Consider the following 11,612-nt stretch of genomic DNA (forward strand, 5'->3'; position numbering starts at 1 on the left):
CCCACCACTCGCAGGCTCGCGGCGGGGCCCTGCGACGGGGCCGGGGTCAGCTCGTGCCGCCGCGGCGGCGCAAGTACTTCTCGAACTCGCGGGCGATCTGGTCGCCGTTGGCCTGGGACAGGTCGCTGGCCGTCTGCCGCTCCTCCAGGGAGCGCACGTACTCGACGACCTCCTCGTCCTCCTGGGCCATCTCGTCGACGGTCTTCACCCACTCGTCGGCCTGGTCGGGCAGGTTGCCCAGCGGCACGGTGACCTCCAGGACCTCCTCGACCCGGGTCAGCAGCGCCATCGTCGCCCGGGGGGAGGGGGGCTGGGAGACGTAGTGCGGCACGGCCGCCCAGAAGCTCACCGCCGGCAGCCCGGCCTGCACGCAGGCATCGGCGAAGACGCCCAGGATCCCGGTCGGGCCCTGGTAGGTGGACGTCTCCACGCCCCACTGCCGCGCCGACTCGGCGTCGTAGGCCGAGCCGGTCACCGGCGTGGGCCGGGTGTGCGGCGTGTCGGCCAGCAACGCGCCGAGCGCGACCACGGTCTGGGCGCCGAGCTCCTGGATCAGCTCGATCAGCTCGTCGCAGAAACTGCGCCAGCGCATGTTCGGCTCGATGCCGCGGATGAGGACGACGTGCCGCTCGCTCCCCGGCGGCTTAACCACCGACAGCCGGGTGGTGGGCCACTCGACCCGGCGGGTGACGCCGTCGATCAGGGAGACGGTCGGCCGGTTGACCTGGAAGTCGTAGTAGTCCTCGGGGTCCAGCGCAGCGAGCGGGGTGGCGTTCCAGGTCAGCTCCAGGTGCTCCACGGCACCGGTGGCGGCGTCCCCGGCGTCGTTCCATCCCTCGAACGCGACCACGACCACGGGGTCGTCCAGCTCGGGCAGGTCGTCAGCGTCGGACTTCGGATCGATCACCCTTCGAGCCTACGTCGATCTGGCCAGCCGGCCCGGCTGCTCGTGGGGCGGCTGGGACCGCCCGGGCCCCGGGGTGCACCCGGGCAGGGGAGGAAAGTGCGACGATGGGGGCGCTGTTCGAGGACGACGAGGCCGCTCGCCCGTCGGAGTTGCCAGGGCCCTGGCGCCGGACGCCTCCGTGACCGTGCCCGATCGACCACCGAGGACTGCCCGTGCCTGCATCCCCGCACGTCCGCCCCGACGCCACGACCGCGCTCACCGCGCTGCTGCAGCAGCGGATCCTGGTGCTCGACGGGGCGATGGGCACGGCCATCCAGCGGGACCGGCCGGACGAGGCCGGCTACCGGGGTGAGCGCTTCGCCGACTGGCCCAGCGACGTCCAGGGCAACAACGACCTGCTCAGCATCACCGCCCCGGAGATCATCAGCGGCATCCACCGCGAGTACCTCGAGGCCGGCGCCGACCTGATCGAGACCAACACCTTCAACGCGACCCGGATCTCGCTGCTCGACTACGGGATGTCCGACCTGGCGTACGAGCTGAACGTCGCCTCCGCCCGGCTCGCCCGCGCCGCCTGCGACGCGGTCAGCACACCGGAGAAGCCGCGGTACGTCGTCGGCGCGCTCGGCCCGACCAGCCGGACGGCGTCCATCTCGCCCGACGTGAACGACCCCGGCGCCCGCAACGTCAGCTACGACGAGCTGGTCGAGGCCTACCTGGAGCAGGCCAACGGGCTGGTCGACGGCGGCTCCGACGTGCTGCTGATCGAGACGATCTTCGACACGCTGAACGCGAAGGCCGCGATCTTCGCGCTGGAGACGCTGTTCGAGGAGCGCGGGCGCCGCTGGCCGGTGATGATCTCCGGCACGATCACCGACGCCTCCGGTCGCACCCTCTCCGGGCAGGTCACCGAGGCGTTCTGGCACTCGGTCCGGCACGTCGAGCCGCTGCTGGTGGGGCTGAACTGCGCGCTGGGCGCCAAGGAGATGCGGCCCTACATCGCCGAGATCTCCCGGATCGCGAACACCTTCGTCTCCTGCTATCCCAACGCCGGGCTGCCCAACGCCTTCGGTGAGTACGACGAGTCGCCCGAGGAGACCGCGGCGATCGTCGGGGAGTTCGCCGAGAGCGGCTTCCTGAACCTGGTGGGCGGCTGCTGCGGCACCACGCCGGCGCACATCGCCGCCATCGCCGGCGCGGTCGCCGGCCGGGCCCCGCGGACGCCGGTCGAGGTCGCCCCGGCGCTGCGGCTGTCCGGGCTGGAGCCGCTGACGGTCACCGAGGCCAGCCTGTTCGTCAACGTCGGCGAGCGGACCAACATCACCGGCTCCGCCCGCTTCCGCAACCTGATCAAGGCCGGCGACTACCCGACCGCCCTCGCCGTCGCCCGCCAGCAGGTCGAGTCCGGCGCGCAGGTCATCGACGTCAACATGGACGAGGGGATGATCGACGGCGTCGCGGCGATGGACCGGTTCCTGAAGCTGGTCGCCACCGAGCCCGACATCTGCCGGGTGCCCACGATGATCGACTCCTCGAAGTGGGAGGTCATCGAGGCCGGCCTCAAGTGCGTCCAGGGCAAGGCGATCGTCAACTCCATCTCGCTGAAGAACGGCGAGGAGGAGTTCGTCACCCAGGCCCGGCTGTGCCGCAAGTACGGCGCCGCGGTCGTGGTGATGGCCTTCGACGAGGACGGCCAGGCCGACAGCCTGCAGCGCCGTCAGGAGATCTGCCGGCGGGCCTACGACGTCCTCACCCAGCAGGTCGGCTTCCCGGCCGAGGACATCATCTTCGACCCGAACGTCTTCGCCGTGGCCACCGGCATCGAGGAGCACGCCACCTACGGGGTCGACTTCATCGAGGCCACCCGGTGGATCAAGCAGAACCTGCCCGGCGCACTGGTCTCCGGCGGCGTGTCCAACGTGTCGTTCTCCTTCCGCGGCAACAACCCGGTGCGCGAGGCGATCCACGCCGTCTTCCTGTTCCACGCCATCGCCGCCGGCATGGACATGGGGATCGTCAACGCCGGCGCCCTGGAGGTCTACGACGAGGTGCCGGCGCTGCTGCGCGAGCGGATCGAGGACGTCGTCCTCAACCGCCGCCCTGACAGCACCGAGCGGCTGCTGGAGATCGCGGCGGACTTCGCCGGCGACGGCGCGGCCAAGGAGGTCGCCACCGAGGAGTGGCGGTCGCTGCCGGTGGGGGAGCGGATCACCCACGCCCTGGTGAAGGGGATCGACGAGTTCGTCGAGACCGACACCGAGGAGCTGCGCCAGGAGATCAGCGCCCGCGGCGGCCGGCCCATCGAGGTGATCGAGGGGCCGCTGATGGCCGGCATGAACGTCGTCGGCGACCTGTTCGGCGCCGGGAAGATGTTCCTGCCCCAGGTGGTGAAGTCGGCACGGGTGATGAAGAAGGCCGTCGCGCACCTGATCCCGTTCATCGAGGCGGAGAAGCAGCCCGGGGACGTCGAGCGCAGCAACGGCAAGGTCGTGATGGCCACCGTGAAGGGCGACGTCCACGACATCGGGAAGAACATCGTCGGCGTCGTCCTGCAGTGCAACAACTACGACGTCGTCGACCTCGGCGTGATGGTGCCCGCCCAGCGGATCCTGGACGCCGCCAAGGAGGAGGGCGCCGACGTCATCGGGCTCTCCGGGCTGATCACCCCCTCGCTGGACGAGATGGTCAACCTGGCCACCGAGATGGAGCGGCAGGGGTTCACCATCCCGCTGCTGATCGGCGGGGCCACCACCTCCCGCGCGCACACCGCGGTGAAGGTCGCGCAGAAGTACTCCGGCCCGGTGATCTGGGTGAAGGACGCCTCGCGGTCGGTGCCGGTCGTCGCCGCGCTGCTGTCCGACGAGCAGCGCCCGGCCCTGCTCGCCGAGACCGACGCCGACTACGCCGCGCTGCGGGAGCGGCACGCGGCCCGGCAGGACACCCGCTCGGTCCTCCCGCTGGCCGCTGCCCGCGCGGCGGCGACCCCGATCGACTGGTCCGCCCACCACCCGCCGCGGCCGCGGATGCTGCTGCAGCAGACCAAGGACGTCTGCGCCGGGCCCACCTGCGACCACCGGCACGGCGTGGCCACCCAGTTCGTGCGCAGCTTCGCCGACTACCCGCTGGACGAGCTGCGGGAGTACATCGACTGGCAGCCGTTCTTCAACGCCTGGGAGATGCGCGGTCGGTTCCCCGACATCCTGCACAACCCGACCACCGGGGAGGCGGCCCGCCGGCTGTACGAGGACGCCCAGGCGATGCTCGACCAGCTGATCGCCGAGCGGTGGCTGCGGGCCAGCGGCGTCTTCGGGCTGTTCCCGGCCAGCCAGGTGGACGGCGACTCCATCGAGGTCTACACCGACGAGTCCCGCACCGCCGTCCGGGCGACGCTGCACCAGCTGCGGCAGCAGACCGAGGGCCGGGACGGCTCGCCGCGCAAGTCGCTGGCCGACTTCGTCGCACCCAAGGCGACCGGGCTCCGCGACCACGTGGGGGCCTTCGCCGTCACCGCCGGCCTGGGGTCCGCGGAGAAGGTCGCCGAGTTCAAGAAGGCCAACGACGACTACAGCGCGATCCTGCTGGAGTCGCTGGCCGACCGGCTGGCCGAGGCGTTCGCCGAGCGGCTGCACGAGCGGGTGCGCACCGAGTTCTGGGCCTACGCCCCCGACGAGCACCTGGACGCCGACGGGCTGCTCGCGGAGAAGTACGCCGGCATCCGGCCCGCACCGGGCTACCCGGCCTGCCCCGAGCACACCGAGAAGCAGACGATCTGGGAGCTGCTCGACGTGGAGGCGGCCACCGGCATCCAGCTCACCGAGAGCATGGCCATGTGGCCGGGGGCATCCGTGAGCGGTCTGTACTTCGCCCACCCGGAGTCGCGGTACTTCGTGCTGGGCCGGATCGGCCGCGACCAGGTCGAGGACTACGCCCGGCGCAAGGGCTGGACGGTCGCCGAGGCGGAGCGCTGGCTCTCACCCAACCTCGGTTATCGAACGGAGGACGAGTGAGGCGCCGTCACTCCACGACGAGGACGTCGGTGTGCGTCGCTGAGTGGGCGCTGGTGAACCGGTACTCGCCCGGCTGGTCGGGGGCCGGGAAGGTCAGCAGCGTCCCGGCGGCGACGTCGACGTCGAACGAGCCGTCGTCCGCGGTGATCGTCACCGGCTGACCGCTGGCGTTGTGCACCGTCACCCGCGACCCGGCGGCGACCGGCCCGGCCACGTGGAAGCGGTCCTCGTCGACCAGGACGCCGACGGAGAGCTCGCCGTGGTCGTGCCCCGCCATCGGGTCCGCGGCCGCCGGTGCCGCAGTGGCTGACGGCACCGCTGCGGCGACCGGGGGAGGGGACGCGGCGAGCGCGACCGCCAGCGCGACGGTCGCCAGCAGCACGGCCACCTCGACGACGGCGAGCCGCCGGAAGGCACCCGGCCGCCCCTCCCGCAGCTGCGGCAGGGTGCGGCGCCGGTGCAGCCAGCCCAGCACCCCGACCACGGTCAGCCCCAGCGTCTTGCCGAGCAACAGCGCGCCGTAGCCGGTGCCCAGCGCGGCCAGCACGGCGCCGGTACCGCCCAGGACCACGCCGGCCGCCAGCACCCCGGAGACGGCGGTCACTGCGAAGCACACCAGTGCGACCGCGCTGAACCGCGCGGCGGTGGCCGGTGTCTCCCGGCCGTACCGCAGCAGGGCCCCCAGGCCGCCGACCCACAGGCTCGCCGCGACGACGTGCACCGCCAGAGTGCTCACCGCGGTCAGGTGGTCCTCCGCGGCCGACGAGTGCCCGCTGAGCACCACCGGGACCACCAGCGCGGTCAGCGCACCGGCCAGCAGCAGCCGGGCGCCCCCGCGGCCGCTGCAGGACCGGGCCGCCACCACGATCACCGCGGTGAGGCCGGCGACGAGCAGGACGGCGCGGCCGGCGCCGGTGTCGGCGAGGAACACCCGCAGCGACGCCGCGTCCAGTGCCGTCGGGGCCACGCCCACCAGCCGGCTGACGGTGAGCAGGCCGCCGAGCACGGTCGCCACCGCCCAGGCCAGCGCCCACACCGCCGCCGACGTCACGGCGCGCCTCGCCTGCGGGGCCAGTTGCCCGGTGCCCCCGGGCAGCAGGACGGCGGCGAACAGCAGGGTGCCCACCGTGCCCACCGCGGCGATCCGGCCGGCCAGCGTGACGACCGGCCCACCCCACTCCACCAGCGGGCCCGCCTCGCGGAGCCCGGAGGCCGCGGGAGCCGCCGGGCCGCTGCCGACGACGAGCGCCCAGCCCAGGACCGCGAGCAGGCCGACCCCTGCGGCCGTGGCCGCCGGCACCCGCCACCGGGTCCGCTCCGGCGCGCCCTGTCCCAGGTCCGGGCGGACCACGGTGCTGGTCACCGCCGGCTGCGCAGCCGGCCGAGGAGCAGCGCAGCCGCCGCGCCGAGGGCCAGGACGCCACCGACCAGCCAGCCGACCGGGAGCGCCGGGTCGGCCGTCGCGGCCGCCACCGACGGAGGCGCCGCGTCCGGGGCCGCCGCGTCCGGGGCCGGTGTGCTCCCCGCGGCGACGGTGAAGTCCCAGCTGCCGGTGACCGGGTGCCCGTCGGAGGAGGTGCTGCGCCACTGCACGGTGTAGCTCCCCGCGGGGAGCCCAGCGGTCACGGGCTGGACGACGGTCGTGTCCTGGATCTCGGCGGCGCCGGTGGACGCCACGGCGCCGTCCGGGCCGAGCACCAGCACCTCGGTGCCCAGCGGCAGCGGCGTCCCGCTGAACTCCAGCTCCACCGAGGACGGGGCCGTGGGCACGGCGGCACCGGCTGACGGGCTGCTGCTCACGAGGGCGTCGTGCGCCCGGGCGGAGGGCACCCCGATGCCGAGGAGCAGCACGGTCAGCAACCCCACCAGCAGCACCGGCGCGGGGCGCGGACCGGCGATCGGGAGGGCGCGCAGAACAGTCATGCCCGGCATTCGTCCGCGACCGCTCTTCCGGTTGGTCCGGCCCGCACCGGACGGCACCTGCTGATCGTCGTCCCCGCGCGTAGGAGGCCGGACTCCCACCCGTTGCACAGCCCGGGATCAGGAATTCCTGAGGGGGCAGTGAACCGATCCGGCACCACCCGCCGAATGCAGGGTGGTCAGCGCGGCAGCGGGGTGATCCCCGCTGGGGGATCCGCCGGCTGTCCGGGGTCGCCAGACCTGTTCCGCGGCGGGGGCAACGATGCGCCCGCCGACCGACCGGACGAGCGGTGTCAGCCGCCGTCCGCTGCTCCCACCTCACGGTGGGAGCGGCACTCCGATCACGAGGAGCACACCTTGCGCAAGGCACACGCACTCCCGGCCATCGCCATCGCCGCCGCAGCGTTCCCGCTGCTCACCATGAGCACCGCCTTCGCCCACGAGGGGGCCACCAGCTACCAGGCCGACCTCGGTGCGGTGAACCAGTCCGGCGTCAGCGGCACCGGCATGGTCACGCTGGACGGCAACACCGCCACCGTGATGGTCGAGGCGTCCGGGCTGCTCGCCGGCTCGCCGCACGCCCAGCACTTCCACATCGGCGCCCTGGGCGAGTGCCCGACCAACGACCTCGCGGACGACGCGGACGGCGACGGCTTCGTGAGCGTCACCGAGGCCGCCAAGTACTACGGCGCCATCGGCTCCTCGCTGACCACCACCGGCGACACCAGCCCGGACAGCGGCCTGGCCATCGACCGCTTCCCGACCGCGGACGACGGCACGATCAGCTACGAGCGGACGTTCGAGGTCACCGACGACGTCCACGCGGCGTTCGAGGCGGGCACGGCCGTCCTGGTCGTGCACGGCATCGACCAGGACGGCTCGGGTGCCTACGACGGTGACGTCATGAGCGACCTCGACCCGTCGCTGCCCATGGAGGCCACTGCCCCCGCCGCCTGTGGCGCGCTCGAGGTGGCGCAGATGGGTGCCACCCCGGCCGGTGGCGCCGAGACCGGTGCCGGCAGCACCTCCGGTACCGAGAACACCGCCGTGATCGGCGTCGGCGTCCTGGCCGCCGCGGGTGCCGCGGGTGCCGGTGCGATCGCCTACCGCCGTCGTCAGGCCGACCAGGCCTGATCCGGCTCCGGGTCGCGCGGGGAGGGCTGACCTCCCCGCGCGACCCGGCCCCCCTCCCACCCTCTTGGAAGGACCCCCTGTGAGCGAGCAGAGCAGCCGTCGGCCCAGCCCCCGGGCGTGGACGGCGCTGGCCGTCGCGCTCGTCGTGGTGGCCGTCGTCGCCGTCGTGGTGGCGGTGACCGGACAGCAGCAGGCCCCGCAGCCGGCGGCCGCTCCCAGCCAGGGGGAGAGTTCGACAGCCACGGCGACCCCCACCCCGTCGACGCCCGGTGCTGTGGCTGCACCTGCTGAGTCGGCTGCCCCGGACCCCGGCGAGCAGGTGGCCCAGCCGGTGTCGGTCAGCATCCCGACCATCGAGGTGACCAGCGACCTGCTGCGCCTGGGCCTCAACGACGACGGCACCGTCGAGGTGCCGCCGCTGGGCCCGGACGACCAGGCCGGCTGGTACCAGCGGGGACCGGCTCCCGGCGCCATCGGCCCGGCGGTCCTCCTCGGGCACGTCGACTCGGCCGAGCACGGGCCCGGTGTCTTCTTCGAGCTGGGAGCTCTGCAGCCCGGAGACGAGGTGGAGGTGGCCCGCGCCGACGGCACGGTCGCCGTGTTCGCCGTCGACCGGGTGGAGCGCCACGCCAAGGACGACTTCCCGACCATCGCGGCCTACGGGGACACCCCCGACGCGCAGCTGCGGCTGATCACCTGCGGTGGCGACTTCGACTCCGCGGCCCGCAGCTACGAGGACAACATCATCGCCTTCGCGACCCTGGTCCGCACCGAGCCGGCCTGATCGGTCCCGACACGCCTCCTCCCTAGACTCGAGGGGTGTCGTTGACCTCGGTGGGCAACCCGTCCGGCTCGGTCCAGTCACTGCAGGCGGTGCTGTTCGACATGGACGGCACGCTGGTGGAGACCGAGGAGCTGTGGGGCGAGGCGATGGCCGCCCTCGCCGTCCAGTTGGGCGGCGTCTTCTCCGCCGCGGCGCGGGAGCAGACCGTCGGCACCTCGATGCGGGTGGCGATGGCGGTCCTCTACGCCGACCTCGGTGTCGAGCGCACCGAGGACCAGCACCGGGCCGATGCGGCCTGGGTCGAGGAGCAGACCGCCCTGCTGATGACCAGCCGCGGGATGCCGTGGCGACCAGGGGCCCGGGAACTGCTGGTCGCGGTGCGCGACGCCTGCCTGGCCACCGCCCTGGTGACGACGACGCCGCGCCGGATCGCCGCCCTGGTGATCGACCACATCAGCACGGACCTGGGGCAGTCGCCCTTCGACCTGACCGTCTGCGGGGACGAGGTGCCCGCCCGCAAGCCCGACCCGGCGCCCTACCTGCAGGCGATGCGCGAGCTGGGCGTGGACGCAGCCGGGTCGCTGGTCATCGAGGACTCGCACGTCGGGGTCACCGCGGGGCTGGCCTCCGGCGCAACAGTGCTCGGCGTGCCGTCGATGCAGTCACTGGAACCACTGCCCGGGCTGACCCTGCGGTCATCGCTCGCCGGGTTGACCGTCCCCGACCTGCGCCGGCTGGTAGCCGAGCGCGGTCACGCGCCCACCCCGGTCTGACCGGTTCGATACAGCGACTGCATCGAGTGCGCACGGGGTGCGGATCGGGTCAGTCGGTGGCGGCCGTCAGCGGCAGGGTGGTGCGCCAGCCTGCGGCGGCCGCGGCGTCGGCCGGGAACGGCGGGGGAGTGCCACCGAACGCCGGGCAGAGCGCCTGGTGGTCGCACCAGCTGCACAGCCGGCTCTTGTTCGCCCGGAAGTCGCCGGTCGCGACCGCACGCTCGATGGCGGCCCAGATCGCCTGCAGGGTGCGCTCGAACCGCAGCAGCTCCGCCTCGTCTGGGGCGTAGGTGAGCGCGTCGCCGTCCTTGAGGTACAGCAGCTTGAGCTGGGCGGCGACCACGCCCCGGGTGCGCCACAGCACCAGCGCGTAGAACTTCATCTGGAACAGCGCCTTGGCCTCGAAGGCCTCCCGCGGCATCCCGCCGGTCTTGTAGTCGACCACCCGCAGCGCACCGGTCGGGGCGACGTCCAGCCGGTCGACGTAGCCGCGCAGCAGCAGCCCGTCGGGCAGCGTGACCTCGACCAGCTCCTCGCGGCCGTGCGGCTGGATGCGGGTCGGGTCCTCGAGCCGGAAGTAGGTCTCCACCAGCGCACCGGCCGACGCGAGCCAGGCCTCCAGGCTCTCCTTCTCCGCCGGCTGCCCCTCCGCTGCGACCTCGAACAGCTCGGCGACGCCCGGCTCCTCGCGTAGCTCGTCCCACGCCGGCGCCACCAGCGTCTGGGCGGCGGCGACGGTGCGCTCGGCGGCGGGCAGGTCGTAGAGCTTCTCCAGCACCGCGTGCACGAGGGTGCCCCGGACCGCGGCCCGGGACTTCTTCTCCGGCAGCCGGTCGATGGTGCGGAAGCGGTAGAGCAGCGGGCAGGACTTGAAGTCCGCGGCCCGCGAGGGCGACAGGGACGGACGCCGGGGAGCGGAGTCCGCGGCCGTCGTCCGTGCTGGGGACTGGTCGGTCTCCTGCGTGCCCGTCTCCGCCGTCAGTGTCATGCGCCCGAGGTTAGGTGTGCCCCCTGACAGTTCCGAGTGTGCGCGCCGGGGAGCGGGCGCTTCGCCGTCCGTACCCTCGTCCCACGTGGACGTACAGCAGCAGCAACCCGCCGACGAGACCCCGACCGCGACCGAGGTGCTCGCCGACGTGCCGCTCGAGCCCGTGGTGGTCGAGGGCGAGCCGGCGCCGACCGACGCCCCCGAGCCGGTCGAAGGGGTCTTCCGGGTCGGTGACCGGGTGCAGCTCACCGACCCCAAGGGCCGGCACCACACCGTCGTCCTGGAGCCGGGCAAGGAGTTCCACACCCACCGCGGCGCGATCAGCCACGACCACCTGATCGGCTCGCCCGAGGGCTCCGTCGTCCACTCGACGGCGAACACCGGCTACCTGGCGCTGCGCCCGCTGCTCGCCGACTTCGTGCTCTCCATGCCGCGCGGGGCGCAGGTCATCTACCCCAAGGACGCCGCCCAGATCGTCGGCTTCGGCGACGTCGGCCCCGGCATGCGGGTGCTGGAGGCGGGCGCCGGCTCGGGCGCGCTGAGCTGCTCGCTGCTGCGCGCGGTGGGCTCGACCGGCAGCCTCACCAGCTACGAGCGGCGCGAGGACTTCGCCGACGTCGCCCGCGGCAACGTCGGGGCCTTCTTCGGCGAGGTCCCGGAGAACTGGTCGCTGCGGCTGGGCGACCTGGCCGACCACCCGGCCGCCGAGGTCGTGGACCGCGTCGTCCTGGACATGCTAGAGCCGTGGGCCGTGCTGCCCACCGTCGCCGCCGCGCTGCGCCCCGGGGGCGTGCTGATCGGCTACGTCGCCACCACCACCCAGCTGTCGACCTACGTGGAGGCGTTGCGCGCCCAGGGCGTGTGGACCGAGCCGTATGCCTGGGAGACCATGCTGCGGCCCTGGCACGCCGAGGGCCTCGCGGTTCGCCCCGAGCACCGGATGGTCGCGCACACCGCCTTCCTGGTCACCGCCCGCCGGCTGGCCGAGGGGGCCGTCGCACCGATGCGGCAGCGGCGCAAGAAGCTCGCCTGACGCCTGGGCCGACGCGTCCCGCACGTGTCGGGGCGATGACGTCCCGGCCCACCGCGCGCACCCGTT

Annotated in this window: 9 protein-coding genes; 5 read left to right on the plus strand and 4 right to left on the minus strand. The window is 73.4% G+C overall.

Translation table 11 applies throughout. From position 1 onward, the window contains the following. Positions 1 to 46: 46 nt before the first annotated feature. Positions 47 to 907 (minus strand): PAC2 family protein, encoded by an 861-nt coding sequence (locus O2W15_RS10280; RefSeq protein WP_269179350.1) that lies wholly within the window; start codon positions 905 to 907, stop codon positions 47 to 49. Between the two features lie 212 nt (positions 908 to 1,119). Between O2W15_RS10280 and metH the strand changes: the two genes are divergently transcribed. Further along, on the plus strand, positions 1,120 to 4,914 hold the full coding sequence (metH, locus tag O2W15_RS10285; protein ID WP_269179351.1) for a methionine synthase: 3,795 nt from the start codon (positions 1,120 to 1,122) through the stop codon (positions 4,912 to 4,914). Between the two features lie 7 nt (positions 4,915 to 4,921). Here metH and O2W15_RS10290 read toward each other — a convergent pair whose 3' ends face one another. Next, a complete protein-coding gene (locus tag O2W15_RS10290) occupies positions 4,922 to 6,277 on the minus strand; it encodes a CopD family protein (RefSeq protein ID WP_269179352.1) in 1,356 nt (451 codons plus the stop codon). After that, positions 6,274 to 6,837, minus strand: a complete 564-nt coding sequence (locus O2W15_RS10295) for a copper resistance CopC family protein (protein WP_269179353.1) — start codon at positions 6,835 to 6,837, stop codon at positions 6,274 to 6,276. The genes O2W15_RS10290 and O2W15_RS10295 overlap by 4 nt, the downstream gene beginning before the upstream one ends. Positions 6,838 to 7,191: 354 nt before the next feature. On the opposite strand from O2W15_RS10295, the gene O2W15_RS10300 reads away from it, so the two are divergent. The 3 genes from O2W15_RS10300 to O2W15_RS10310 all read left to right on the plus strand — a co-directional run bounded on the left by O2W15_RS10300 (position 7,192) and on the right by O2W15_RS10310 (position 9,525). Beyond that, positions 7,192 to 7,968, plus strand: a complete 777-nt coding sequence (locus O2W15_RS10300; protein ID WP_269163064.1) for a hypothetical protein — start codon at positions 7,192 to 7,194, stop codon at positions 7,966 to 7,968. A gap of 79 nt (positions 7,969 to 8,047) precedes the next feature. Then, positions 8,048 to 8,752: a class F sortase gene (locus tag O2W15_RS10305; RefSeq protein ID WP_269179354.1), complete on the plus strand. Its 705-nt coding sequence runs from the start codon at positions 8,048 to 8,050 to the stop codon at positions 8,750 to 8,752. Between the two features lie 35 nt (positions 8,753 to 8,787). Further along, complete coding sequence (locus O2W15_RS10310) at positions 8,788 to 9,525, plus strand: HAD family hydrolase (protein ID WP_269179355.1); 738 nt, start codon at positions 8,788 to 8,790, stop codon at positions 9,523 to 9,525. Positions 9,526 to 9,574: 49 nt separating this feature from the next. On the opposite strand, the gene O2W15_RS10315 is transcribed toward O2W15_RS10310, so the two are convergent. Next, positions 9,575 to 10,513, minus strand: coding sequence for a RecB family exonuclease (locus O2W15_RS10315; protein WP_269165455.1), 939 nt, complete (start codon positions 10,511 to 10,513; stop codon positions 9,575 to 9,577). 85 nt (positions 10,514 to 10,598) lie between these two features. Between O2W15_RS10315 and O2W15_RS10320 the strand changes: the two genes are divergently transcribed. Then, positions 10,599 to 11,546 (plus strand): tRNA (adenine-N1)-methyltransferase, encoded by a 948-nt coding sequence (locus O2W15_RS10320; protein WP_269179356.1) that lies wholly within the window; start codon positions 10,599 to 10,601, stop codon positions 11,544 to 11,546. Positions 11,547 to 11,612: the final 66 nt, after the last annotated feature.

The organism is Modestobacter sp. VKM Ac-2979 (assembly GCF_026967995.1).
In the GTDB taxonomy this organism is placed as follows: Bacteria; Actinomycetota; Actinomycetes; order Mycobacteriales; family Geodermatophilaceae; genus Modestobacter.